The 25958-nt window shown below is 57.2% G+C and carries 25 protein-coding genes; 19 read left to right on the plus strand and 6 right to left on the minus strand.

The annotated features are described in order from the left end of the window. Positions 1-46: 46 nt before the first annotated feature. Entirely contained in the window at positions 47-661 is a 615-nt protein-coding gene (rsmD, locus tag soil367_RS01360; protein WP_136546183.1) for a 16S rRNA (guanine(966)-N(2))-methyltransferase RsmD, read from the minus strand. Between the two features lie 186 nt (positions 662-847). On the opposite strand from rsmD, the gene ftsY reads away from it, so the two are divergent. The 6 genes from ftsY to soil367_RS01390 all read left to right on the plus strand — a co-directional run bounded on the left by ftsY (position 848) and on the right by soil367_RS01390 (position 7426). Then, positions 848-2044 (plus strand): signal recognition particle-docking protein FtsY, encoded by a 1197-nt coding sequence (ftsY, locus tag soil367_RS01365; RefSeq protein WP_136546185.1) that lies wholly within the window; start codon positions 848-850, stop codon positions 2042-2044. Positions 2045-2142: 98 nt separating this feature from the next. Then, positions 2143-2835, plus strand: a complete 693-nt coding sequence (ftsE, locus tag soil367_RS01370; RefSeq protein ID WP_136546187.1) for a cell division ATP-binding protein FtsE — start codon at positions 2143-2145, stop codon at positions 2833-2835. Further along, positions 2825-3853 carry a permease-like cell division protein FtsX gene (gene ftsX / locus soil367_RS01375; protein ID WP_136546189.1) on the plus strand — a complete coding sequence of 343 codons (1029 nt, stop codon included), beginning with the start codon at positions 2825-2827 and terminating at the stop codon, positions 3851-3853. Before ftsE ends, ftsX begins: the two co-directional genes overlap by 11 nt. Before the next feature lie 220 nt (positions 3854-4073). Further along, positions 4074-4946, plus strand: a complete 873-nt coding sequence (gene rpoH / locus soil367_RS01380) for an RNA polymerase sigma factor RpoH (protein ID WP_136546191.1) — start codon at positions 4074-4076, stop codon at positions 4944-4946. 319 nt (positions 4947-5265) lie between these two features. Beyond that, a complete protein-coding gene (locus tag soil367_RS01385; protein ID WP_136546193.1) occupies positions 5266-5946 on the plus strand; it encodes a winged helix-turn-helix domain-containing protein in 681 nt (226 codons plus the stop codon). Continuing rightward, positions 5933-7426 (plus strand): sensor histidine kinase, encoded by a 1494-nt coding sequence (locus soil367_RS01390; RefSeq protein ID WP_136546195.1) that lies wholly within the window; start codon positions 5933-5935, stop codon positions 7424-7426. The genes soil367_RS01385 and soil367_RS01390 overlap by 14 nt, the downstream gene beginning before the upstream one ends. A 44-nt stretch (positions 7427-7470) precedes the next feature. On the opposite strand, the gene soil367_RS01395 is transcribed toward soil367_RS01390, so the two are convergent. Beyond that, positions 7471-7773: a hypothetical protein gene (locus soil367_RS01395; protein WP_216642755.1), complete on the minus strand. Its 303-nt coding sequence runs from the start codon at positions 7771-7773 to the stop codon at positions 7471-7473. Positions 7774-8224: 451 nt separating this feature from the next. On the opposite strand from soil367_RS01395, the gene greB reads away from it, so the two are divergent. Together greB and soil367_RS01405 are read left to right on the plus strand one after the other, a co-directional pair. Beyond that, positions 8225-8755 carry a transcription elongation factor GreB gene (greB, locus tag soil367_RS01400; RefSeq protein ID WP_136546197.1) on the plus strand — a complete coding sequence of 177 codons (531 nt, stop codon included), beginning with the start codon at positions 8225-8227 and terminating at the stop codon, positions 8753-8755. Positions 8756-8861: 106 nt separating this feature from the next. Continuing rightward, the gene (locus soil367_RS01405) at positions 8862-9293 is read left to right on the plus strand and encodes a hypothetical protein (protein ID WP_136546199.1); all 432 of its coding nucleotides are present in this window, start codon (positions 8862-8864) and stop codon (positions 9291-9293) included. A 59-nt stretch (positions 9294-9352) separates the two neighbouring features. Here the strand turns inward: soil367_RS01405 and soil367_RS01410 are convergent, their stop codons facing one another. Then, on the minus strand, positions 9353-9682 hold the full coding sequence (locus tag soil367_RS01410) for a site-specific integrase (protein WP_136546201.1): 330 nt from the start codon (positions 9680-9682) through the stop codon (positions 9353-9355). 139 nt (positions 9683-9821) lie between these two features. Then, positions 9822-10097: an acyl-CoA-binding protein gene (locus tag soil367_RS01415; RefSeq protein ID WP_136546202.1), complete on the minus strand. Its 276-nt coding sequence runs from the start codon at positions 10095-10097 to the stop codon at positions 9822-9824. A gap of 169 nt (positions 10098-10266) precedes the next feature. Between soil367_RS01415 and soil367_RS01420 the strand changes: the two genes are divergently transcribed. After that, on the plus strand, positions 10267-10761 hold the full coding sequence (locus tag soil367_RS01420; RefSeq protein WP_136546204.1) for a DUF4442 domain-containing protein: 495 nt from the start codon (positions 10267-10269) through the stop codon (positions 10759-10761). Between the two features lie 40 nt (positions 10762-10801). Here the strand turns inward: soil367_RS01420 and soil367_RS01425 are convergent, their stop codons facing one another. After that, entirely contained in the window at positions 10802-12766 is a 1965-nt protein-coding gene (locus soil367_RS01425; RefSeq protein ID WP_136546207.1) for a serine/threonine-protein kinase, read from the minus strand. A 63-nt stretch (positions 12767-12829) separates the two neighbouring features. Then, positions 12830-13120: a PAAR domain-containing protein gene (locus soil367_RS01430; protein WP_136546209.1), complete on the minus strand. Its 291-nt coding sequence runs from the start codon at positions 13118-13120 to the stop codon at positions 12830-12832. Between the two features lie 358 nt (positions 13121-13478). Between soil367_RS01430 and tagH the strand changes: the two genes are divergently transcribed. Genes tagH through tssC form a run of 10 tightly spaced genes read left to right on the plus strand, consistent with a single transcriptional unit; the run spans position 13479 to position 25941 of the window. Further along, a complete protein-coding gene (gene tagH / locus soil367_RS01435) occupies positions 13479-14618 on the plus strand; it encodes a type VI secretion system-associated FHA domain protein TagH (RefSeq protein WP_136546211.1) in 1140 nt (379 codons plus the stop codon). 5 nt (positions 14619-14623) lie between these two features. Next, on the plus strand, positions 14624-15088 hold the full coding sequence (gene tssJ, locus soil367_RS01440) for a type VI secretion system lipoprotein TssJ (protein ID WP_172962239.1): 465 nt from the start codon (positions 14624-14626) through the stop codon (positions 15086-15088). 14 nt (positions 15089-15102) lie between these two features. Further along, positions 15103-16425, plus strand: coding sequence for a type VI secretion system baseplate subunit TssK (tssK, locus tag soil367_RS01445; RefSeq protein ID WP_136546215.1), 1323 nt, complete (start codon positions 15103-15105; stop codon positions 16423-16425). Between the two features lie 27 nt (positions 16426-16452). Then, complete coding sequence (tssL, locus tag soil367_RS01450) at positions 16453-17748, plus strand: type VI secretion system protein TssL, long form (protein WP_136546217.1); 1296 nt, start codon at positions 16453-16455, stop codon at positions 17746-17748. A gap of 1 nt (position 17749) precedes the next feature. Further along, positions 17750-21259 (plus strand): type VI secretion system membrane subunit TssM, encoded by a 3510-nt coding sequence (gene tssM, locus soil367_RS01455; protein ID WP_136546219.1) that lies wholly within the window; start codon positions 17750-17752, stop codon positions 21257-21259. 10 nt (positions 21260-21269) lie between these two features. Next, the gene (gene tagF, locus soil367_RS01460; protein ID WP_136546221.1) at positions 21270-21941 is read left to right on the plus strand and encodes a type VI secretion system-associated protein TagF; all 672 of its coding nucleotides are present in this window, start codon (positions 21270-21272) and stop codon (positions 21939-21941) included. Next, complete coding sequence (locus soil367_RS01465) at positions 21941-22726, plus strand: PP2C family protein-serine/threonine phosphatase (protein WP_136546223.1); 786 nt, start codon at positions 21941-21943, stop codon at positions 22724-22726. Before tagF ends, soil367_RS01465 begins: the two co-directional genes overlap by 1 nt. 36 nt (positions 22727-22762) lie before the next feature. Beyond that, positions 22763-23899 carry a type VI secretion system protein TssA gene (tssA, locus tag soil367_RS01470; protein WP_136546225.1) on the plus strand — a complete coding sequence of 379 codons (1137 nt, stop codon included), beginning with the start codon at positions 22763-22765 and terminating at the stop codon, positions 23897-23899. A 42-nt stretch (positions 23900-23941) separates the two neighbouring features. Further along, positions 23942-24448 carry a type VI secretion system contractile sheath small subunit gene (tssB, locus tag soil367_RS01475; protein ID WP_136546227.1) on the plus strand — a complete coding sequence of 169 codons (507 nt, stop codon included), beginning with the start codon at positions 23942-23944 and terminating at the stop codon, positions 24446-24448. After that, entirely contained in the window at positions 24445-25941 is a 1497-nt protein-coding gene (gene tssC / locus soil367_RS01480; protein WP_136546229.1) for a type VI secretion system contractile sheath large subunit, read from the plus strand. Before tssB ends, tssC begins: the two co-directional genes overlap by 4 nt. Positions 25942-25958: the final 17 nt, after the last annotated feature.

The following is a 25958-nucleotide window of genomic DNA, read 5'->3' on the forward strand; positions in this document are numbered from 1 at the left end:
CCAACCCTGGGCCGGCCACCGGCTCAGGGTTTTTTTATTCCTGTCTTTAAGGTGCCGTTCTGCGGAACAGTTGATAGCGGAGCTGGCCGGCCTCTTTCTGACGGTGGCTGATCCATGTCGTCGGCAGAGTTGATGGTGCGGTCTCTTTTTCGTATTCCACGTAGATATACCCGCCCGGTGCGACCCAGTTGCCGCTTTCCAGCAGCGGTAAAATGCGGTCGAGCCAACCTGCTCTGAAGGGTGGGTCCAGAAAGACAATATCGAAAGGTCTGGCTGCCGGCTGTGCCAGATATTGCAAAGCGTCACCGGTCCAGACCTGCCCGGTCGTGGCCCCGAGCAGCTCCAGATTTTTTCTGAGTATCCTGGCGGCGGACGCATCATACTCGACAAAGAAAGCTTCGCTCGCTCCCCGGCTCAATGCTTCCAGGCCCAAAGCGCCGCTGCCGGCGAAAAGGTCGAGGCAGCGTGCACCTGCAATGGTTGGTGCCAGCCAATTGAAGAGCGTCTCTCGGACCCGGTCGGGGGTCGGTCTCAGGCCCGGGATTTCCTCAAAAGTCAGCCTGCGACTTCGCCAAACGCCAGCGATCAGGCGGAGCTTGGACTCCTGGCGAGCGGTGTGCTGTTTTGCAGCCCGCGCGGGCCGAGAAGGAGGGCGAGCCATAGGGGTCTCCGCTTGTGAAATCTAATAGTCTCGGCTCGTGAGCTCGAACATGTGCCAGCATTGGCCCGCGATGCCGACGCGCTTATGTTACGCCGGCTCCCGCCCCTTCACCAACCGCCGTGATCTTTCTGAGTAGCCTGTTAGAATACCGCTTCTTTTTTCATTGACGACAACGGACTGAATTCCATGACACTAGAACAGTGGCTTGATATAGGCATTCTGGCACTACTGGTACTTGTCTTCGTCTTCGACTTAATCTCGCGGCGGAGTGTTATACCCAAGCCAGTGCCAGTGCCCCAGCGCGAGCTGGAGCGAAAGCCCGATGAACAAGCCGAGCTTGAGCGCCAGCCCGAGCCAGACCAGCGGGAAGCCGTACCAGAGCAGCGGGAAGTTGTGCCTGCGGCAGAGAAGCCCCCGGTCCCGGTCGAGCCGCCGCAGCCCCCCGTGGCGGTCGAGCCACCGGAGCAGGTCAGTGTCTTTCAGCGAATCCGGCAGGGCCTGGGTAAGACCCGCGCCGGGTTCGCCGAGAGCCTGTCGGGCCTTTTCCGGGGCCGTAAGAGCATCGATGATGAGCTCCTGGAAGACATCGAAACGCTGCTCCTGACCGCCGATGTGGGCATGACGGCGACGACAGAGATCATTGATTCGCTGACACAAAAGCTGGAGCGGAACCAGCTGAACGATGCCGACGAACTTCACGCAGCGCTAAAAAAAGAGCTTCGGGACCTGCTTGAGCCCAGTTCGGAATCACTGGAGCTGGACTCTGGCAAGAAGCCCTACATCATATTGATGGTCGGCGTTAACGGTGTCGGCAAGACCACCACGATCGGCAAGTTGGCCAAGCGCTTTCAGGGGCAGGGCAAATCCGTACTGCTGGCAGCGGGTGACACTTTTCGTGCGGCGGCGGTGGAGCAGCTGCAGGTATGGGGTGAGCGCAACAACGTCCCGGTTATCGCGCAGGAGAAAGGCGCGGACAGTGCCTCGGTTATTTTTGATGCCATTCAGGCAGGTCAGTCGCGCGGAGCCGATGTCGTTATCGCCGACACCGCAGGACGTCTGCAGAATAAAGACAATCTTATGTCTGAGCTGCAGAAAGTGGTGCGGGTCATGAAAAAACTCGATGAGTCCGCACCGCACGAAGTCATGCTCGTGCTGGACGCCGGCACCGGCCAGAACGCCTTGAGCCAGGCCCAGGTATTCCAGCAGGCAGTCGGCGTGACGGGGATAACCCTCACCAAACTGGACGGGACGGCGAAAGGCGGGATCATTTTCGCAATAGCGCGCCAGCTGAAGCTGCCTATACGGTTTATTGGCGTGGGCGAGCAGGTTGATGATCTCCGCCCATTCGAGGCGGAAGAGTTCGTGCAGGCGTTGTTCGACTGAACTGACGTGATCTCTGCTAGTCTGAATCACCAAGGCCGGCCCCACGCCTGGCGCAGGCAGCAAGCCGGCAAATCAAGCCCAGCAGAGTTTGGACTCGAATGATCCATTTCCAGAATGTATGCAAGCGGTACCAGGGCGGACATGAAGCGCTGGCAGGGGTGACTTTTCACCTCCAGCGCGGCGAAATGGCCTTTCTCACCGGGCACTCCGGTGCGGGTAAAAGCACGCTCCTGAAGCTTGTAATGTTGATGGAGCGGCCCAGCGAGGGGCGGGTACTGGTGGGCGGCCAATACCTGGACCGTGTTCCGGCCCGGCAGATTCCCTATATCCGCCGCCATATCGGCGTTGTGTTTCAGAATCACCAGCTACTCTTTGACCGTACCGTGTTTGACAATGTGGCGCTGCCGCTGGAAGTGATGGGTACTTCGCCGCGAGAAGTCGGGCGGAGGGTGCGGGCGGCGCTCGACAAAGTGGGATTGTTGAGCAAGGAACGGCTCAACCCGGTGCAGCTTTCAGGCGGCGAACAGCAACGTGTCGGCATTGCCCGGGCGGTGGTCAATAAGCCGCCGGTACTGCTGGCGGATGAGCCTACGGGTAACCTTGACCCGGAGCTGTCTTCGGACATCATGCATCTGTTCGAACAATTCAACCAGGTTGGGGTTACCGTGCTGATAGCCAGTCATGACATTGCCCTGATCCGGCACCTGGGCCGGCGCGTCATGACGCTCGCTAATGGCCAACTACGCTCTGGTGACTTTATGCCCCGGGAGAACAGTCTCTATGGCATCTGAGCGCCGGGTGAGCCGTACCGGGAAAAGCCCCGCACCCGGGGAGAGGCGGGCGCAGCAACCAGGCGCCCGTGGCGCCGGCGCTCTCCGCTCCTGGCGGGATCCGCTGGACTCCTACCTGGCCCACCACCGTAAAACCGCCGGCGAAAGTGGCAGGCGCATGTTGCAGTCGCCGCTCTCCAGCCTCATGACCTGGTTGGTTATGGGCATAGCTATGGCTTTGCCGGTATGTCTTATGCTGTTGCTGGGGAGTCTGCAGAGCGTGGCACAGGGCTGGGAAGACGCGGCCCGTATCAACGTTTACCTGGCGGAGGGTGTGGATGAGTCGGCCGCTGGCGAACTGCGCAGGGAGCTCGCGTTACGTGATGGGATCGAAACGGTACTGTTCATACCACGGGACCAGGCGCTGGCGGAGTTCCGTGCATCGTCCGGGTTGGGGAACGCCCTGGATTACCTCGATCAGAACCCATTACCTCATACGTTGGTTGTCACGCCTGCGGCCACTTACCGCAGTCAGGACGATCTGAGCCGGCTGGGCACGAGTATCCGCGGTATCGACGGTGTGGATCAGGTCCAGGTCGATTTGCAGTGGCTCCAGCGGCTCAACACCATCGCCGATATCCTGCAGCGGGGCGTTACGGCTCTCTCACTGCTTCTGGCCGCGGCGGTCATACTGGTTATCGGCAATACTATTCGTCTGGCTATCGAGAGCCGGCGCGATGAGATACTGATTGTGAAACTGGTAGGTGGAACCGATGCGTTTGTCCGGCGGCCCTTTCTCTATACTGGCGTCTGGTATGGGCTGGGCGGCGCGCTGGTGGCCTGGTGGCTGGTCGAAATTGCGTTCTGGTGGGTGGGCGGTCCGGTCGAGCAGCTTGGCGCCCTTTATGGCGGCGGTTTCAGCCTGCAGGGATTACCGTTCGGATCGGGGCTGCTATTGCTGCTGGTCGGGGTGGGTCTGGGGTGGCTTGGTTCGTGGGTTGCGGTAAAACGGCATCTCAAGGCGATAGAGCCAACCTGAGCCGGGCCCGGGAAGGGAACTCTTTGACAGTTCCCGAGTCATACCCAGCTGATAGCCTGGCGCCCTAGTGCAGGCTAGAGTGCAGACTGAAAGGTCAGCGCAGTAGACTAACGGCAGTGCTTGCAATCATTCCGGAATATGGGTGTAAACTTAGTCGCTCTTTGTCCGGCAGTTTTTTAAAGTGGTACGATAGGTAATCAATATTCAGTGGAGAGATAATATGGCAACAGGTATGCAGCTGGTCAGTCGACTGGTACCGGGGGGCAACCTGGAAGCATACATTCAGGCTGCCAACGCGATTCCGGTTTTAACTCTAGAGGAAGAACGCGATCTGGCCGAACGTCTGCAGCGGGACGAAGATCTCGATGCGGCACGGCGGCTGGTATTGTCCCACTTGCGCTTTGTCGTCCATATTGCCCGGAGTTACTCTGGCTACGGTCTTGCCCAGGCCGACCTGATCCAGGAAGGTAACGTCGGGCTGATGAAAGCCGTAAAACGCTTCAATCCCGAGTTTGGAGTGCGGCTGGTTTCTTTTGCCGTACATTGGATCAAAGCCGAAATCCACGAGTACATTCTGCGTAACTGGCGGATCGTGAAAGTGGCGACCACCAAGGCTCAGCGCAAGCTGTTCTTCAACCTCCGCAGTGCCAAGAAGCGCCTGGGTTGGATGAATAATGCCGAAGTGAACGCGATTGCAGAAGACCTCGGGGTTGAACCCAAAGTCGTCCGGCAGATGGAAGGGCGGCTGTCAGCGCAGGACGCTTCATTTGACGGCCCGGCTGATGACGACGATGACTCGGCCTGGCAGGCGCCCGCCCATTCGATCCAGGACAACCGCTACGACCCTGCGGTCATGCTGGAGAATTCGGACTGGACCGAGGACTCGAACTCGCGCCTGATGGAAGCACTGGCAGAGCTCGACGAACGGAGCCAGGATATCCTGCGTCAGCGCTGGTTGTCCGAAGGCAAGGCGACATTGCATGATCTCGCGGCTCAGTACGGCATCTCTGCAGAGCGGGTCAGGCAGCTTGAGAAAAATGCCATGAAGAAAATCCGCAAAGCAATTGGTGAAGTAGGGGCAGCCGCGGCGTAACCCGTGATAAACCTGCTGGAAAACAAAAAGCCGCACACCATGTGCGGCTTTTTGTTTATAAGTCGGTCGCGTTTAACGCTTGGCTAAATTGAGCGGTATGTTTTTTTGGCATAGAGGCGCATACTGCCTGGGCTACGTGTTTTAATGTTTATCTGTCTATAGTGGCGACATGGAGCCGCAGTTACGAACTTGTAACTGGCTCTGTCGGGTAGAGGTTCGTAACCTGTTCGTTATGGAAACGATAGCGATAGATCCTCGCAGATCGAACGTCAGAAACTCCAGGTTTTCTACTACCTCATCATCGCAGCCGGAGGGAAAGGTGCGCGTATTAGTCATTGAAGACGATCAGGATGTTGCATCCTATCTGGTAAAAGGGCTCCGGGAGTCCGACTTTGTCGTGGACCACGCGGCCGACGGCAAAGATGGCCTGATGATGGCTGCCAGTGAGTCTTACGATGTAATGATCATAGACCGCATGCTACCGGGAATGGATGGCTTGAACATTATCAAGACCGTCCGTGCCACAGGCAATCAGACCCCTATTCTTATCCTCAGTGCTCTCGGCGATGTTGATGCCCGGGTGGAAGGTCTGCGGGGAGGCGGTGACGATTACCTTACCAAGCCATTCTCGTACACCGAACTGCTGGCCCGTATGGACGCACTCGCGCGCCGCTCCAAGCAGACCTCTGAGGCTGAAACTGTCCTCAACGTTGCAGATCTGGAAATGGATCTACTCGCGCGTACAGTCAAGCGCTCTGGCCAGAACATTGATGTCCAGCCCCGGGAATTCCGGCTTCTGGAATACCTGATGCGCCACGCCGATCAGGTGGTAACGCGTACCATGCTTCTGGAGAAAGTCTGGGATTATCATTTTGATCCCCAGACCAACGTTATCGACGTACATATCAGCCGTTTGCGTTCGAAGATCGACAAGGGATTCGATAAGCCTTTGCTGCATACGGTTCGGGGTGCCGGGTATATGCTCCGTGAAGAAACTTAGTCTCTTCCGGACCTCTACCTTTCAGCTGGCGCTGCTATACATGGTTGTATTTGCAGCGTCTGTTTTTATTCTGCTTGCGTTCATCTACTGGCGTACCGCCGGCTATATCAGCGAACAGACTGACGCCACCATCGAAGCCGAGATCGTCGGGCTGGCGGAGCAATACCGTAGCCGTGGTGTAAACGGCCTCATCAGTATCATCCGCGAGCGCGTCGCCCGCGATCCCAATGCCATGTCTCTCTATCTGTTCACGACAGAGGATTACCTGCGCCTGGCTGGTAACCTTTCCGACTGGCCTGATGTCGAGCTGGAAGGTAGCGGCTGGATAAACTTTACGCTGGACGAGCGGCTTGGCTGGGAAGGCGAGCCCAGGTTGGCCCGTGCCCGCGTTTTTGAAGTCCAGGGCGGTTTGCGGCTTCTGGTCGGCCGCGACATCGAAGAGCTTGCCGTTCTCAAGAGCCTGATAGAGCGCGCCATGAACTGGGGCATGGGTGTGACACTGGCCCTGGCCTTGGCTGGTGGCATCATGTTCAGTCGAACCACCTCACGTCGCATCGAGATAATCAACCTCACAGCGCGCCGCATCATGAACGGCCATCTATCGCTACGCATACCCTCCCGCGGCACTGACGACGATTTCGACCAACTGGCGGACAATCTCAACCAGATGCTGGATCGTATACAGCACCTGATGGAGGGTATTCGCCATGTGTCCGACAATATCGCCCATGATCTGCGCACCCCGCTGACGCGGTTACGCTCCCAGTTGGAAAACACGCTGCTCTCCGTTACGGACGACAAGGCGCGGGACCAGGTGGCCAGTGCTGTCGCTGAAGCCGACCAGATGTTAGCTACGTTTAATGCGCTCCTTCGCATTGCCCGCCTTGAGACAGGGGGTCGCCTGACCAATGCTGAGCCTGTGGCACTCGGACGCTTGCTTGAGGATGCGGTTGAACTCTACGGCGCGGTCGCTGAAGACAAAGAACAGCAGCTTCACTTCAAAGTGGACCGGGAAGTCGAGGTTGAGGGCGACCGGGATCTGCTGTTCCAGGTCGCCAGCAACCTGATCGACAACGCGATCAAATACACCCCGTTCGGCGGCGAGATAACCATTCGGGTAGATGGTGATCCGACCACTGCTGTGCTGGAAATTTCCGACAGTGGTATCGGTATTCCGGACGATGAGAAGAATCAGGTATTCCAGCGCTTCTACCGGGTTACAAAGAGTCGCTCACTGCCGGGAAACGGTTTGGGGCTAAGTCTTGTGCGCGCCGTGGTCGACATGCACCGGGGCGTTATCCGGCTGAGCGACGCCCGGCCCGGCGACACTATGCCGGGGCTGAAAATTCGTCTTGAGTTTCCAAGATACCGTAAGGAGCGCCGTAAGCGAGTGCTTCAGGCACCGCTGGCAGCAGGACGGGAACGGAGGAAGGAAAACCTCGGGGGCCCGCCCTCGACGCCCCCATCGAGTGCCAGCTAGGCATGCTTGAGCCTCAACAGGCGTCTGACCGGGACATTGCCGGCTCAGGACTGGCCGGCAATGCCTTTCAGTGTGCTCAGGGTAAAGCGTGCGGGCCACAAGGCGAGGTCTAGCCCGTTCCGGGCAGTCTTTTCGATGCTGCCGACAATGCGCTCAACCTGAACCCGACGAAAATCAATTCGCGCTTTCAAGCTGTCGACTTCGCCTTCCAGACGCTTCTGCTCAGCCATAAGGTAAGCAATAACCTGGTGACGATTGATATTGCTGGCGATGCCAAAATCATCAAGCTGATAGCCGACCTGATCAAATCTAACCAAAGCTATGTCGAGTAACGGTTTCATGTTCATGGCGTACCCCATCTGTAAATGAGCTTACTCAAACTCCGCGTTCCCATGCAGGGTAAGGCGGAAGGAAGTTGATAAACGAAACTAATCTGTGCCTCTAGAATTCTCAACCTAAAAACACGCGCTGGCGACACTTAAAGAGAAGGTAATTGGCGAGACACTGGTCAGTAACGCCTTCCGATTAAACTGGATTCTCAGGTTTCCGGTTGTGGCAACAACCAAATCTGGTCTGTGTTCACACAGATATTGCTCCCTCCAAGACAGCGCTAGCATTGACCCCTTACAGTGGGGTCTTTTTTTGCCGCCCTGTCGGCATCCTGCCACAGACCGGTTCCGTCCTGCTCCAGTTCGCTGTTATCTTCACCCTGTGTGCGCGCGTCTTCGGGATAGCCTGGAAAGCCCATCTTGCAGGTCCAGCACCTTCAAATACGCGATAACCATTGGAGCGCAGTTTGTGATCCGAACAAAACCGGGACCTGATAAAGCCAGTGGGCCAAGCTACATAACAGCTGAGGGTTTCCACACGCTGAAGGCAGAGCTGAAATATCTGTGGAAAGAGAAGCGTCCGGAAGTCACGCAGGCGGTGAGAGAGGCGGCAGCGCAAGGTGATCGATCTGAAAATGCCGAATATATTTACGGCAAGAAACAGCTCCGGGAAATTGACCGGCGAATCCGATTTCTGACAAAGCGAACGGAAGCACTAACGGTCGTCGACCGCCTGCCGGATGATCAGACAAGGGCGTTCTTCGGCGCGTGGGTCACGGTGGAGGAAGTCTCACCCGAAGGGGCGGCGCAAGAGCACTGTTACCGCATCGTCGGTTCTGACGAGTTTGACCTGAGTCGAGGCTACCTCAGTATCAACTCGCCGATGGCGCGAGCTCTCCTGGGCAAAAGAGTGGATGACGAAGTGGTAGTCCGAACCCCAACAGGTAGCCGTGAGTGGACTATTATCGAAATCCGTTACCCGGCGTTGGTGGGCGAGTAACATAGAGCAGTAACAAACCGTGCGGGTGTTCGCGTTTTGTTGGACAAAAAATAGGCAAAATGTAACTATGGGTTACACACAGGCAGTCTTTAATTGGTGGTATGCCATGATGAGTTCAAATGCGCGCACAAAATGGACAGTAATGCTCAGTACCCTGTTACTGGCCGGCACCGCCTATGGGCAGGAGTCACGCGGCGCAGCAGAGCGAAGCACAATGGATACGATATCCTTTAAAGCTATGGGGCAGGAAGCGCTGGCAGAAACTGTTATTGAAGGGGGCCTGGTACCTATTGATGACAATCGCCCCGAGCCAGGCACCGGCCCGCTTGCTGATAATTACTCGCCTTTCGCCGACCCAATGATGATGCCGCTGGACGACGCCCGCGCGGGGTTCAACCGTTTTTCCCTGAATGTCGAGATCAACTACCAGAACCCGAAAAGCATCCCCGGGATTGAGTTCGGCAACTCGTACAATATGGCCCCGCTGCCTTCAAATCGCACCTACGACTTTTACGAGTTCAGCACGACTGAACGTTAAGCTTCAGCAATGGCCTCAAAAAAAGAGCCTCGCCTTGTCGGTCAGGCTCTTTTTTGTTGTTAGCTCAGCGCGGGAGACAGCTCAGGCTCACTCGGTAAGCTGATCGTCTGTGGGAGCTGTAAAACATCCTCATAGAGAAATGCCAGAGCCATGAGAGCCTGATTGATTCGCGCTCTGGACAGCCGCCAATGGTCCCGGAGGTGGGTCAGAAAAGAGGTTACATGCGAGCTCGAGAGCGAGGTCGGATCCTGCATGTCATGGTAGACAACGAACCGCGCGATCCAATGGAAGTACAAACGTTCAGTTCTGGACGAGAGATGATGGGATCGAACCACTCTATTGACTCGTCGCCAGAGCCCGGGCTGACTCTGCTCAAGCATTTCTTTCATTAATTCACTTCTCCTGGCAAGGCTTCTTGTTTTTGTTCGAGCGGAGTCTAGTTCAACTCTGCAACAGATACAAAACGAAAATAAGCCTTTTCAGTCACCGACGGGCGATTATCGCATCGCCCGTTTTACTGAACGGTTTTCAGCCGCCGTGCTTACGCTTGAGCTCTTCAAGCAGATTAACGTAGTCCTGCATCGCCTGATCGGAAGACTTGCCTTTCTGCTTCTCCCAAGCGCTGTATTTGGCGCGGCCGACCACGTCGAGCATGCCTGGCTTCTTGCCGTTCACATCGCCCTCGGTGGCTTGCTTGTACAGGCTATAGAACTGCAGCTTCAGATCGTTCGAGGGCTGGAAGTCACCTTCTGCGTTGTGGATGTAGCTAACTGCCTCGTCAAACTGCTTCTTCAGGTCGCTCATAGTAGATCCTCTGTATGAGATCGGGCTGTAACGGAAGCAAGAGTATACCGGTCTTGTGTTGCTGCGGTTAAAATCGGCAAGCGCCTGAGGTGAAACTTTTTATTTTTGTGAAATCGAGTACTCTATCGGCCTCTTTTTCAATCTCGCCGTTACTGCAAGGACCCCCCGTATGAGCCAGCCCAACAAGCTCAGCCGAATCGTCGACGCCATGAATCGCTTGCCGTCATTCGCCCGAAAGCGTGCGCTTTCGACCTTTTTCGGCCGCATGGTCCCTTATACCGGAACAACAGGGATTCGGGTGGAAGTGCTGGAACCTGGCCGTTGTATTATCAGCCTCCCCAACAAAAAGCGGGTGCAGAATCACATTGGCAGCGTACACGCCATAGCCAGCATGCTGATTGCCGAGTCCGCAACGGGTTTCCTGGTCGGGCTCAACCTGCCCGACAGCCGCGTCCCGGTGATCAAGACCGTAAACGGCGAGTTCGTGAAGCGCGCTGCCAAGGGCGAAATGCGCGTAGTTGCACATCTGACGCCGAAACAGATTGAACTGATCCGTAGCAGTGAAAAAGGCGAGACGACGGTTCCGGTCGAGTTGCATGACAGCGACGGGCGCGAGCCGATTATCATCACCATGGTCTGGGCGTGGACGCCGAAGAATCGGTAACGGAGTCAGGTGGATTCGTGTCCTTCAAAGCCGTCGCCCGCTAGTTCTGACGCATCAGCTGTGTCGCCTTCTTTAGCAAGGGCTTGGCCTGTCTTGTTCCGTTCTTCGCGAGTAAATTCTCGGCCTGGGTAACATAGGCGTCTGCAAGCTTTTCCCTGAGGTCCGAGAATGGGCGAAATGCCGCTGGCACTCCCTGCTGATGTACAATGAATTCGGCGTACACTCCATCAAGTGTACGGCTGTTAGCCGCCCCATCTATAGCCGCATGCCAGCGAGTCAAATGGTCGGCGTAGAACTCTGCAGCTGCGTTTTCCGGAAAGGGAGTTTTGGCGCCTGAGGCCAGTGCCTGGTGATATGCGCCAAGCATCGCCACTGCGCCCTCCATTTCCCGGGCTCTTCCAAGCAGCTCCTGCAGCTCTGGTGTTTCCGAATGGAAGAGATCAGCTACCTGCAGGAGGCGGGCCAATTCAGCTCCGTTGTTATCGGCGAGCGCCTCGCTCAACTGAGCCTGGAACTTGGCTAGAGCGGCGGGCGCCGGAGCCAACTCTTGCGCATCAAGGAATTCGAGGTCGCCCGCAAGGCGTTTGAGCTCTTCAAGCGCCTCAAAGGAACGATAGTCTCCGTGTTCAAGAGCCCCCTCGATCTCCTGCTTTAGCGCGGCCTGCAGAGAGGCGTTCTGTTGCTGAAGCTGGGTTTGGCGTAGCAACAGAACCTGGTTCTGGGGGAATAGGGCGAGGGCTCGTGCCAGCACCTCGAGAGCGCCGGGGATGTTGGGTAAATCCGGGCGCGGGGCCGTTTGCAGCGTTTGCTTAACGAGGCCCCGGTAGTGGTCGATGATCCGTTTCTGGTTTAGTTTCAGTAGGCCAGCCCGCTCCAGGGGTGGAAGGCGCTGGACGGACGCGAGCAATTGGCCGGGTGACTCGCCCTTGATGCGTTCCACGTGACGTTTCTGTTCATTGTAAATCGTTAGTTGCGCCTCTGCCTTTAATGCACGGCTGCTCTCCTGATGCCAGATCAAAGCAGCGAACACGAGCATGGCTGCCAATCCGGCAGAGTAAAGTACTGGTTCCCAATGCCGGTTCATCAGTGCCGCTTGAAAAGCATCCAGGTCAGGTCCTTGCGCTTCCGCCCGGAGCAGGCCGTGAACTATCGCCCAAACGCGTCGGGGCATGTTTTGTGGGCGTTCCAGACGGTAGGTGGACTGTTCGCTCTGACTGAGCTTTTTACGACCAAAAGGGTGCCTGGACGACAGCAGTTCAAAGGCAATACACGCCAGCGCATACAGATCGTCTTCCTCCGTCGGGTCGCGTCCGGCGATCAGCGATGGAGATGCATATGCGGGGGTATATCCGTAGATGGTCGTTTCATCGTCACTATGGGGATTGAGGAAATCCTGCGGCTGATGTGGGGCGAGAGCATGCGCCACACCAAAATCAAGTAACTTGATCGTGCCTTCCCGCGTGACATAAATGTTGGACGGCTTCAGGTCGGCGTGAATTACCCCACTACGGTGGGAAAACGCTAGCGCAGACACGATCTGTTCCAGAACAGCCTGTCCCCCCTTCCACTGCAGCCCGCGCGGTTTCGCTCGCTGCACAACCCGTGAAAGCGGCTCTCCCTCAAGCAGCTCCATCACCATAAACCATGTATCGCCGTCGTGATCCAGGTCCTGGACGCGAATGATATTGGGGTGGGACAGGCGCTTGGACTTTGCAGTCTCACGGGCGAGTAGCGCCAACGCACCGGCGTCGCGGATAAGCTCACTACGAAGAATCTTTATTGCCACCCAGGCATCGCGCGTTCCCGCCTTCTCCAGGTAAAGGTCCGTCGCCTTGTAAACATCGCTTGTGCCGCCCGACGCGATCAGAGAGACGATTCTGTAGCGTTGCTTGAGTACCATTCCAAGCCGTTTGTGCTTGCTGGGCCCACGTGCGGTCAAGCTCTGCTCGGCATCATTGGCTGGCTGGGAAGACGCGACATCCTTTCGCTTCAGTTTGGTTTCCACGGGTAAGTCCTTTGCAAATACGCGGGAGTGGAATCTGACAGATCTGTCGTTAGTGACATCCGGTCATCCGCCCACCAGCACGGTAGGGTTGCCCGCAACCAGTCTGCCGCCATGACTGGTTGCGTCACCGACTCGGGCTATCGGTTTGCCGTTTGCTGTTACCGATGCCGAACCTGCGGCAATGCTATCCGGGGGACCGACGCAAACGAGTGCGTCACCAAGGCAGGCGACAGGCATTCCACCGACGAAAACGTCCGCGGACGATGCGAGCGCAGGTCCGCCAACGTGGGGTACGCGGCTGGTTTTCGCGGGGCAGGAGTGATAGGAGCCGAGAACGGCGGCAGGTTTTCCCATGGTATATCCCTATCTAAGGCAGCATTCTTTCCATTGAATGTCGGCATCCTAATAAATCAGGCTGCTTGCCGTCAATAATTTAAGTTGACAAACATGATATTGCATAAAAAATTTTATTTTGGTCTGCGCTTTATTTTTTGCTTGACCCAGCGAAATCCAAAATAAAGCTATATAAAACAATGTCATAAGATGAATTTGTGAGTCGTACTACATACATTCGTTGACAATGAGTGTCGCATGCGCATATTCTTTGCGCGTTTTGAGCCTTAACTATATGTAAGGCATAAAGGGAATTCAAAGACATGTCTTTGCCGGGTTATTGGTTGAGACAGTTCGTTGTCAAAGAAAGGATTCGGCCATGGAACTGGCGCTCGCCATTACTAGTTATCAGCGGCTTTCACCCACCGTTGTTACCCGCCATGTTTTCGCGTCCTCGGGCGAGCACAGCGTGGGTCGATCTCAAGATTGCGATTGGCACCTGCCGGACCCGGACAGGGTCGTATCCTCCCGTCATGCCCAGTTGTGTTACCGCGACGGTCAGTTTCTGCTTACCGACGTGTCAACCAACGGTGTATTCCTGAACGATGAAGTCGAACCGATCGGCACGGGCAATGCGCGTCCTCTCGCTGACGGCGACCGGCTGCGGTTCGGCGACTATCATATTGCCGTGTCACTCTCACCCGCCGCCGAGCATTCAGCTGCGGCCGTTCCAGAGCCCGTCCAGTCCTCGCCCCTTCCTGAGTCAGTAAACTTGGATGCCAATCCGTCAGGCGCCCAGCTGGGGGAGCGTGCGATCGGGGTCAATCCCACTCTTGCCTCCGGCTTGGACGACCGGCGAGTCGGTGACAGTCACGTCGATCTCCCAAGCGTCGAGATTCCGCCGGTATGGGGTTGGGGCGAGGAGGCCGCGACGCAGGATGCGATGGCTCAAGCCTCGACGGAGCGGGTTCAGATCGAAGCGCTGTTCCAGGGGCTGGGAATGCCGGAACTGACCGCACAGACAGTCCCGGCAGAGGTAATGCGCGGCGTAGGCGAGTTAACGAAACTCCTGCTCGAACAGTTGCTTGACCTGCTGCACTGGCGGGCCGAGCAGAAGCAGAAGCTGCGGGTGCAGCAGACTCTTTTCCAGCGCACTGAGAACAACCCACTCAAATTCTCGGCGACCGCCCAAGATGCTGTCGACGCTCTTGTGCTGCGCCGGCACAGCTCGTTTCTCGGCAGCAAAGAGGCCATAGAGGCGGCGTTCGCGGACGTGCGCAACCACGACAGCGGCCTGATGGCGGGCCTGCAGGCTGTGATCGCGGATCTTTTGCATGACGCCGACGGCACTGAGCACCAGCGCTACGGCCGGACCGCCCTGATTGCAAAGGCGCGCGCTTGGGATGCACTTCGGGAGCGACGCACAGCCCAGCGGGAAAGCCTGGGTAGCACCGATCAGATACTTCGCAATGACGTCTTCATTGATGCCTATGAAAACGCGGGCCAGGAGCAGGGGTGATGAAAATGAGGTGCAATTGGCCGGGGTTTTTTCTGCTGAGCTTACTCGCGCTGTTAGGAGGATGTGCTATCGCCAACTCGGTTGCTGATCCGGAGACGGCGCTGCGAATCGAGCCCGCGATTAACGTTAATCCTGATATCAAAGACCGCCCGTCGCCTCTGACCATTCGCATTTTTGAGCTTGAGGCGCGGCACTCTTTCCGCGCGGCTGACTTCTTCAAGCTTTATGACGAACCCGAACAGACTCTCGGCTCAGACCTGGTTGCTTCGGAAGATATCGCCGTTCGGCCTGGTCGGGTCTATGAGCATCGGATGAGTCTCAACAAAGAAACCAGATATATCGGTGTTCTGGCGGCTTTCCGCGATATTCAGAATGCCCAGTGGCGGCTTGTCTTCGAGGCTGACCCTCGCGGATATGACGAGGTCAGAATCGCGATCGACCGGCTCACCATGAAGCTGGAAAGCGACTAACAGGAGTGTCCCTGATGGAACGTTTGGCCAAAGTCGCATGGTCGGAAGGTATGCTCCTCCGCCCGCAGCATTTTCAGCAGCAGGACAGGTTTCTCTACCACGTCGCTCGCTGGCGGCATGCTCGGCTCTTTCCATACGGCAATGGTCTGTCGGAACTGTCCTTGGATAATCAGGCGCTGGCTCTGGGGCAGGTGAGCATTATCGGCGCGAGCGGTATTCTGCCCGACGGCATGCCTTTTTGCTTTGATCAGCAGGAAAACCTGGTGTTGGAGGTTCCGGCCGACGCCCGGGATGAATTGGTGTACCTGGTGCTTCCTCTCGAAAAACAGGTGGGGGTGAACATTGCGCCGACGGGGGCGAGCCAGATTGCCCGCTATGTGCTTAAGGATGTGCCGCTTCTGGACGATGCCGTCGAGGATGGCTATGAAGAAGAGCTGGGCCTGGCCTACCTCAACCCGAGTTTGCGCCTCGGGCGCGAACCCATGGCAGGCTTTGTCGGTATTCCCATCGCCCGGATCGTTGAAGTTGCCAATGAAAAAGAAGTGAAGCTGGACCGAGGCTTTGTCCCACCCTGCCTCGACATAGCCTGCTCTCCAACGCTTGCATCGCTCCTAAGCGAGGCTCTGGCGATGGTCACGCAAAGAGCCAAGGCTCTGGCCGTGCGTATGCAAAAAGGGGCTGAGCAGTCGACGACGCTGTTCGACGTCCTGATGCTGCAAACGCTCAATCGCTGGCAGCCGTCGCTGGAACACCTCCGTGACAGTGCCCAAGTTCACCCGGAGCGGTTGTATGAGGTCCTCACGGCATTGATAGCTGAAATGGCCACGTTTACGAGGGCTGAAAAACGGCCTCCCGAGCTACCCAGGTATCGTCATGACAAACTGACTGAAACGTTCGGAGACCTTGGCGTCGTACTCAGCCAGTCTCTGAGTGCTGTGCTGGAACAGACCGCCGTGGCACTCAAGCTTGAAGAAGCCCAGTTCGGTATCCGTGTCGCGCCCCTTGGTGACAAGTCGATCCTCAATTCATCTCAGGTAGTTCTCGCTGTACACGCTGACCTGACCACCGAAGAAATCAGACGGCGGTTGCCGGCCCAGATCAAACTCGGCCCCGTCGAGCACATCCGGGAATTGGTCAATAACCACCTGCCCGGCATTGCCATCAGCGCGCTACCGGTTGCTCCCAGGCAAATTCCCTACCACGCGGGCTACCACTATTTTCTGCTCGAAAGTCAGGGCGAGCGCTGGCAGCAGTTGAAGCAGAGCGGCGGCCTGGCGCTGCACATTTCCGGCAATTATCCCGGCCTCGCGCTGGAGTTATGGGCCATAAGGGTTTAGCCCCGGGCACGCACACAGGGATGTCCAATGAGTGAAAGTACTGTTATCAAGCCGCGGCCAGGGGCCCGTCAGCCGCTGCCTCGTCCCGAGCCAGGCACACACAGTGGCGACAAGACAGAGTTGGAGTCGAAACGGCCCCGACCAGCGCACGAGCGCTTCCGCATTCCGGCTACACACCTGGGCCCGGTTTGTGATCATGCGTCCAAGCTTCTGTCTCTCGCAGGGCGGCTCGCCGACACGCGTGAGGTTGACGATGTGGCGAACCTGAAACGCCAATGCACGGCGCTGGTGAGGGAGTATCAGCAAGCCTTGCGGTCAGACGGTTTGCTGCCTGCGACCGTAGACACTGCGTCTTACTGCACCTGCGCGCTGCTGGACGAACTCGTGCTTAACAGCGAGTGGGGACAATCCGGACATTGGGCTGCAAGTTCTCTGCTGTCCGAATTTCACTCACAGACCTGGGCCGGAACGCATTTCTTCGAGCTCGTGGACGCGGCCCGTCGTCAGGCCGATGTTGAAATGCTGACTCTGCAGTACCTTTGCCTCTCCCTCGGGTTCAAAGGCAAGTACCGCATTGAAAACGGTGGTGCTGAGTATCTGGACATTTTGCAGGAGAGCCTCTATCAGCAAATCTGCGCCAGCCAGAGCCGGCTTACCACCCCATTCGATCGAGACTGGCAGCAGCGCGTGGCACCAGGGCGGTCACTAGCGCAGGGCGTACCCCTGTGGGCCGGAGCTGCAGTGTGTAGCGTTGTCATGCTGCTAGCCTTCCTGGGCTTGTCTCACAACCTGAGCAGCGCGTCACTACCTATTCTGGAAGAGCTGGCGCATGTTGGGTTGCCCAGCGCGGCCGAGGCCGATGGGGGGAGCATGGCCGACACACGCTACCTGCAGCAGATTCTGCAAACTGAAGTCGAGCGCGGCCTCGTTGAGCTCAAAGTTGCTGGCGAAAGGGTTGAGTTGCTAATGGGAAGCGAAGCCCTGTTCTCCTCCGGCGCCGCCGACCTGCGTGAAGACATAATGCCCGTGCTTGCCAAAATCTCGCGGGTACTTGAGTCCACCGCTGGCTCCATTCAGGTGATAGGTCACACTGATGATCAGCCCATCGCCACCTCCCGATACCCGTCCAACTGGCACCTTTCCTTGGCTCGTGCCACTGCCGTGGCAGATTTGCTGGCGGCTACTGCAGATTTGAATGGGCGTTTATGGCCCGAGGGTCGCGGTGCCGCCGAGCCCCGATACGCGAACGACAGCGATGAGAATCGTGCCCGCAACAGACGGGTGGAGATCACCTTGGTTCCAGGGACATTAGGGAAACTTTAAGATGAAAAGCATGGCATGGATACGCCGGCTGGGAGCAATGGTGACGCTGCGCGGGCTCTTCCTGGCGCTTGGCGTTGTGGCTGTACTTCTCCTTATCTGGTACGGCGGCCCTTTAGTCGCGGTAGCAGGTTGGGCGCCGCTGGAGTCAGGGCCGGCGCGGGCGATTTTTCTCCTGCTTCTGGTCGTTGGTTGGCTGGGGCGCCACCTTTGGCAGCTCAAGCGCCTGCGCCAGGACAATGAGAAGGTCGTCAGCGAGATGATGGTCGGTAATGAAAAGGACGCGCTACTGAAGGAGGAGGTGGATACCCAGCGGGAACGAATGCGCGAGGCTCTTAGCCTGATTAAAAAGTGGCGGCCGGGCACCCTGAGTTCGGTGTATCAGCTGCCCTGGTACATGATTATCGGCGCCCCGGGGTCCGGCAAGTCCACGGCATTGCTGAACTCAGGCCTTGAATTCCCGCTCAAGGATGAGATGGGTATCGACGCGGTGAGGGGTGTGGGTGGTACGCGTTATTGCGATTGGTGGTTCACCAACCGAGCGGTCATCATCGACACCGCGGGCCGCTACACCACTCAGGAAAGCGCCGACAAACGCGACGCCCGTGGCTGGAACTCATTTCTCGGTCTTCTTAAAAAGTACCGGCCACGCCAGCCGATAAACGGGGTCATTCTCTCAGTCAGCGTGGCAGACCTTCTGGAGCAGACACCGACCGAGCAATTGCTCCATGCCCGGGCGTTAAAGCAACGCGTCCAGGAGCTTAAGAATCGCCTGGGAGTGATTTTCCCGGTCTATCTGGTGCTGACCAAATTCGACCTGCTGGAAGGGTTCACCGACACCTTCGGGATGCTTTCGGAGCAGGAAAGGGAAGAAGTTTTCGGGATTACCTTTGAGCTAGAGTCCGTTAGCGATTCCAAATCATTGCCAGTCGTCTTCGAGCAGGAGTTTAACGGCTTTCTCGAGCGGCTCAGCCAGTTCCTTCTGCACCGTCTGCAGCAGGAGCGCACTCCGCTGACGCGGCGGCGCATCTATCAGTTCCCCAAACAGGCGGCCCTTCTCCAAGCGCCGCTATGGAACCTCGTCAAGGAAGTGTTCTTCCCTTCAGCCTACGAGGACGTGCCGCTTATTCGTGGCATCTATATGGTGTCGTCGGAGCAGGGTAAGCAACCCTTCGATAAAGTTTCTCAGTTGGTTGATGGCCAGTTTAGCCTGAAAACGGTCAAGCCAGCCGTGACTCCTGCACTTGCCCAGGATGGTTTTTTTCTGCGCCGGTTATTCGACAGAATAATTTTCGCTGAACATGGTCTGGCAACAACAGAGAGCCGTAAAGAGCGACGATTCGTCTGGGCGCGGCGGGGTACCTTCGCTGCAATGGTGGTAGTCACTCTAGGCGCAAGTGCTGCCGGATACATGAGTTTTCAGTGGAACGCAGGCTTGCTGGAGGAGTACCAGCAGGAGACGGCGGAGCTGAAGATAGAGCTCAGTCAGCCTCAACTGGACTGGATCAGGCTTGATGCCCTTCTGACCAAGGCCGCAAGTATGCCCGGGGTGCTGGATGCGCCGTTACCGGAGGGTGGTCCGCGTCAGTTAGGGCTTTACCAGGGTGATGCGCTGGCCGAGGAGGCGGAAGGCGCATACGGTCGCCTGCTACAGGGTCGCTTCGGGGGCATGCTGAAGGAAACCCTCGAGATCGAAATTGGGCGCAATCTTGGAAACCTTGAGTATCTGTATGAGACGCTCAAAACCTACCTCATGCTTGGCGACCCGCAGTATCTCGACAGAGATCAGGTGCACGCCTGGCTCGGATTCATTCTTTCCCGACAGCTTGCCGGCCAGATAAATACAGAGACTCGTGAGTCGCTGCTTCAGCATTCGCGACACTACCTGGACACCGAAGCGCCTATGCCAACTGACGCGGGGCTGATAGCCCGGGCCCGTCAGGAACTGACCGCCTTGCCGCTGGCCGAGCGCGCGTACCAGCGGATCAAGGTTGACGCGTCGCAGTCACGTTTGCCGGACTTTCGGTTACCCATGGTCATGGGCTCGGTGGCCGAATTGGTGTTCGAGCGGCGCTCCGGCGCTAGCCTAAGGGAGGGTGTGCCCGGGCTGTATACGTTAAACGGTTATAGAGCACTGTTTGAACCGGAAAAGAACAAACTCGTCGGCCGCCTGCTGGAGGACTCCTGGGTCTATGGCGAAGGTGCCAAGGATTTCGGAACCCTTGATGAGAACGAAATCATGGCCGGAGTGGAGGAGCGTTACTTCCGCGACTACGTCCACTACTGGCAGGGTTTTTTGAAAGACTTGCGTGTCAAGCCCTTCAGCGATCAACGCGGGGGTATGCGGGTAGCGCAGCTCCTGGCTGGCCCGGAAGCGCCGCTTGCCCGTCTGCACGCAGCAGTCAAGCACAACACCACGTTAACCCGAGAGAGCCCCGAGAGCGTCGCCCTTCAGGCAGCTGCAGGTGTTGCAAAAAACCGCGCAACGCAGCGTCAGCAAGAACTGGGTAACCTGATGGGCATGATGTCTGGTGAAGAGGCGCCCGAGCCCACGTTCGTAGACCAGACTTTCGACGGGATAAACGAACTGGATTCAGGCGCCCTGGAAGACATTCAGGCCCATGCAGGGCTAATAGCCCGGTATCTTGAAGAGCAGAGCGCTGGCAGGCCAGATGCCCTGACGACAGTGACGCGATCTCAGTTCGATGAGGCTATAAAGGGCGTTTTCAGCACGGCCAATCAAACCGATCCGGATTTTCTGCCCTCGCTTCTCGGCGGCTTTGTGAATGACTCCAGACGACTTGTCAAGGTATCGGTAACGCGCAAACTCAACGATATCTGGCGTTCAACGGTCTACGCAGACTATAAGAAAGCTATCGCGGGGCATTATCCCTTCGTTGCTGAATCGGACTCTGAAGTAGCTCTGATGGATTTCGCCAACTTCTTCGGCTATGGCGGGGTGCTCGACAGATTTTTTGAAGATCATCTGCAGGGCCACGTGGACACCGATCGATCCCCCTGGCGTCTTACCAGCGACGTCGGCATAAATCAGAGCAGTCTGCGCCTTTTTGAAAGTGCAGTGCGTATCCGCGAGGCATTTTTTGCGCCCGGGAGCCGTCAGCCGAGCGTATCGTTCACGTTGACGCCTGTTTACCTGGACAGTCGAGTGGCTCAGGTACTGCTGGAGATGGACGGGCAGGTGCTGGTCTACCGTCATGGGCCACCTCGCCCCGTTGTATTCACCTGGCCGAAAGGCTCAGGTTCGGGTACCACCCGGCTTGCTGTCACCCCGGTTGACGACACAGGTCGGTCGGTTCAGACAACGTATCAGGGGGCCTGGTCTTTGTTCCGTATGTTACGCGATACGGGCGGTATGGCCGGCGGCGCCCGGCAACAGAATATCGAAATTGCCCTGGATAAGTACCTCGCCAACCTCGAACTGGTCACTGAGTCGGTCAAACACCCCTTTAACACCGCCATGCTGGAAAGTTTCCGGCTACCGCCCACGCTCTAAGGATTGGCCTATGTCCTGGGGATATCTCGGGAAAGTACCTAATCGCGGCGATTTTATCGCGCACAACGTTTTGCCGGCGACGCGGGATCTGTTGTTCGAATGGTGCCAGTCGACCCTCGCGGTCAGCCGCGAGCAGCTTGGTCAAGAATGGCTCGAGGTATATCTCACCTCGCCCATATGGCATTTCAGCGCCGGGCCGGGAACCATCGGTTCCACCGGTGTGATTGGCACCATGATTCCTTCGGTCGATCGGGTCGGGCGGCACTTCCCCTTTATGGTGCTGGCAGAATACGTTGGCGCCGGGCTCGACGCCTGGCTTCAGTCACAGTGGTCCTCAACCATGGAGGAGCTGGTGCTAGCGGTACTGGAGGATGACTGGAACGAGCAGGACTGGCAGCGGCGTCTGAGCAACGTAGAACATCCCGTGGCTGTCGCCTCAAGGCTGCGCTGGCCCGCGGGTGACGGCAATTCAGTAATCCCGGGCGTTGCCCGTGAGACGGACTGGCTGCGAGCACTACTGGAACGGGACAACGGCATGGCGTTGTGGTGGACCCAGGGCTCAATGTCGGTAGAGCCCGTGACACTGCTGACTGACGGGCTTCCGAAGGTAGGCCAGTTCGTGTCAATGCTGGCGGGGCAGTGGGAGCGCCACGGCTGGCAGCAGGGAGAGCTGGTCGACTGATGAAGATGATCCTTACGTCGGCCAGTTTCACCCATCGGGGCGGAGTTCGGGCACACAACGAGGATGCCTTCCTTGAAGCACCTCAATCTGGACTGTGGCTCGTCGCAGATGGCATGGGTGGCTATGACGCTGGCGACGTCGCTAGTCAACTCATCTGTAACACAGTAGCACGTAAGCTCAACGATACAGCTGATCCCTTGACAGCGGGCGAGCTGGAGCAGTCGCTACACTACGCTAATCGCCGTATTCGTCAGTACGGCGCCGAAGTGCTGGGCGGAAAGACGCTAGGCTCAACCGTCGCGGCCCTCTTGATTGAAGCTGGGCAGTACCATCTATTCTGGGCGGGAGACAGTCGCTGTTACAGGGCTCGGTCCCATAAGCTGATTCAGCTGTCCCGAGACCACAGTCAGGTCGCTGACATGGTCGAGCAAGGCATTCTACGAGCTGATCAAGCTGACAATCACCCTCTGGCTCATGTTATCACCCGTGCGCTTGGGGTAGATCCGCAGATTGAGCTCGACTACCGCACCGGCGAGGTGGCTGACGGTGATCTTTTTCTGCTCTGCACAGACGGTGTAAGCAAGGAGTTCACCTCGGATCAGCTAGGGGCTTTAGCCAGCGCGGACAGTATTGACGACGCTAGCTTGGCTATCATGCACTCGGCACTGGTTAACAAATGCAACGATAATATCACCTGTATTATTGTTAACGTAAAAGAGGGCTGCTATAGTCCGCTCAGTTCAGCTCAGATTGAGGATGCAACTATCCCAATCTGCAGGCGATGACGTGATGGACCACGAAGATAGGCGCAGGATAGCCGCATGAACGCCAGAGTTCCCTTCTTTTTCGATGCTGACTCTCTGTTAGCCGATATCTCCGCGAAGCATCCCTGCGGGGATGACACCCGTGAAGACTCGTCTCCGTCATCTCCATATTTTAATCTGAAAGACTTGCGAAATCAGGCGAGAGCTCTTGAACGTCAGGTTCTCGGTGACGAGGATGTGCTTCAGGTGCCGCAATGGCGGCAACTCGCAGACGCCATTCCCGCGGTTCTGACCGAGCGAAGCAAGGACCTCGAATTTGTCGCCTGGTATATCGAGGCCCTATGCCGAGAGCACGGTTTTGCAGGGCTGTCGCAAGGCTTCGACCTGGCCCGCACCCTTATTGAAACACGCTGGGACGCGCTCTATCCCCAGCCTGACGAAGAGGGTCTGGAGACCCGCATTGCACCTCTGGTCGGCCTCAATGGCGTCGACGCTGAAGGCACCCTGATTCAACCAATCCTGTCGATCACGCTGTTCCAGAGCCCGGCCCTCGGTGATTACGCGACCTGGCACGCTGAACAGGCATCCGAGGTAAACCGGCTCGAAGCGTCCAAGGCACAGCTGCGCATAAAAGCCGGGGCCGCTTCTTTGGAAGACCTTGAGCAGGCCGTACGCGAGACGCCGATTGAATCGTTACTGGCGGTTTCCGACGCGATCGACGCGGCGCTGCATTCATTTGCCACGCTCTCCGATGTCATGGACGCAGCAATGGCGGCCCCCCAGCCGACGACGCACATCCGTCAGGCCCTCGAGCGCTGCAAGAGTGTGCTCGTTCACCATGCCGGTAAGCGCCTTGATCAGGCCCGGGCACTGGTGCAGTCGCAGGCAGCTGCCGTCCAGGCCGGGGAAGGTGCGGATCAGTCGAGGGGCGATGCGACCGGGATCCCTTCTGGTTCAGACCCTATTCAGATAGCCATCCAAAGCCGAAACCATGCACTGGAACAGTTGCGCAGGCTTTCGGATTTTTTCCGTCAGACAGAACCCCATTCGCCGGTTTCCTATGCCATCGGCCAGGCCATTCGCTGGAGCGAACTGCCTCTGCCCGAGTTGATGCAGGAGTTGATCGCCGATAGCGGAGCCCGAGAAGGATTTTGCCGAATCACCGGCGTGCCCGCCCCGGAAGGTCGGGAGTAGGCGACTGAAATCCGCAAACACGAAGTCATAGGAGACATTGAAATGGACAGCATTCACGACAAGCTTTCCCGAGTGAGAAAGCCGCGCGTACACATCACTTACGACGTCGAAACCGAAGGCGCAATGGTCAAGAAAGAACTGCCCTTTGTGGTTGGCGTTATGGGCGACTTCTCCGGCAACAATAATGAGCTCAAGCCGCTCAAAGAGCGTCGCTTCATCCAGATTGACCGCGATAATTTTGACGATGTCCTGCGGCGTATGAGCCCGAAACTCAAGCTCAAAGTTGACAACAAACTGGCGGACGATGACTCCCAGATGTCTGTGGAATTGGCTTTCAACTCGATGGATGATTTTCAACCCGCAGCCATCGTTAATCAGGTCGAACCTCTGCGTCAGCTGATGGAGACACGGAACAAGCTGCGCGATCTCATGACGAAAGTTGACCGCTCGGAAGAGCTTGAGGACCTGTTGGAGCGAGTACTCAACAACTCTGACGATCTTCAGAAACTGAGTGCTGACCTGGACAGCAAGGGAGGGAGCAAGGAATGAGTACCGACAATCAGGCTGCGGAAGTTCTTGCTGTAGAAGAAGCGCCATCACTGAGTCTGCTGGAGCAGGCTATCGGTGCCACCAAGCAAACGGAAAGTGACAGAGCGAAGGAGTTGATTCGCACACTGGCCGAAGAAGCGATGAAAGGCACAGTTACCTGGAACAAGAACCTCACGGTGACGTTCACCCAGGCAATTTCGGCTCTGGATCAGATGATATCCGGTCAGCTCTCCGAAATACTGCACCAGGAAGAGTTTCAAAAGCTCGAAGGCTCCTGGCGCGGTATGCACCACCTAGTGATGAACTCAGAAACGAGTGCGACGCTAAAGATCCGTATGCTCAACCTGAGCAAAAAGGATCTGCACAAGGATCTGTCGAAAGCTGTTGAGTTCGACCAGAGTCAGATTTTCAAGAAGATTTATGAGTCCGAGTTTGGCACGCCCGGTGGCGAGCCCTACGGCGTCATGATTGGCGATTACGAATTCAACAACCACCCGTCAGATGTGGAAACTCTGGGCCTGATGTCCAATGTTGCGGCGGCCGGTTTCTGCCCCTTCGTGTCCGCAGGCGGCTCTGGGCTGTTCGGGTTCGACGATTGGACCGAACTGTCCAAACCGCGCGACCTTGAGAAGGTTTTTGAATCTCTTGAGTACACCAAGTGGCGGTCCTTCCGTGAAAGTGAAGATGCGCGCTTCGTAACCCTGACCATGCCAAGGGTGCTGGCACGCTTGCCCTACGGACAGGCCACCAAACCGGTTGAAGAGTTCGGCTTCGAGGAGTTCGAGGTTGACCCGGCTACCGGTATGTCTGTCAACACGGATCACGATAACTATTGCTGGATGAACGCGTCCTATGTGCTCGGTACGCGCATGACCCAGGCTTTCGCCAAATACGGGTTCTGTACGGCTATCCGCGGTGCCGAAGGTGGCGGCAAGGTCGAGGGATTACCTACCCATGTTTTCCGGAGTGATGATGGCGATCCGGATCTCAAGTGTCCCACCGAAATCGGTATCACCGATCGGCGCGAAGCTGAACTGAGCAAACTCGGTTTTCTACCGCTTTCCCACTACAAGAACACGGACTATGCAGTGTTCTTCGGCGCCCAGAGCTGCCAGCGGCCCAAGCAGTACGATAACCCGGACGCTACTGCCAACGCAGCTATCTCGGCGCGCCTGCCCTACATGATGGCAACTTCCCGCTTCGCTCATTACCTGAAGGTGATGGCTCGCGACAAGATCGGTTCATTCATGGAGGCTGATGACGTCGAAAACTGGCTGAACCGCTGGATTCTAAGCTACGTCAACGCATCGGAAGGCGGCGGGCAGGAAATCCGCGCCAAATTCCCGCTGGCGGATGCGAAGGTTCAGGTGCGCGAAGTACCGGGCCGGCCTGGGTCCTACAACGCTATAGCCTGGCTACGTCCGTGGTTGCAGATGGAAGAGCTGACCACATCTCTGCGCCTTGTCGCCAAGATCCCGGAAATCGGGAACTGAGCAGGAAACGGGAACTG

The sequence above is a fragment of the Hydrocarboniclastica marina genome (assembly GCF_004851605.1).
Classification (GTDB): domain Bacteria; phylum Pseudomonadota; class Gammaproteobacteria; order Pseudomonadales; family Oleiphilaceae; genus Hydrocarboniclastica; species Hydrocarboniclastica marina.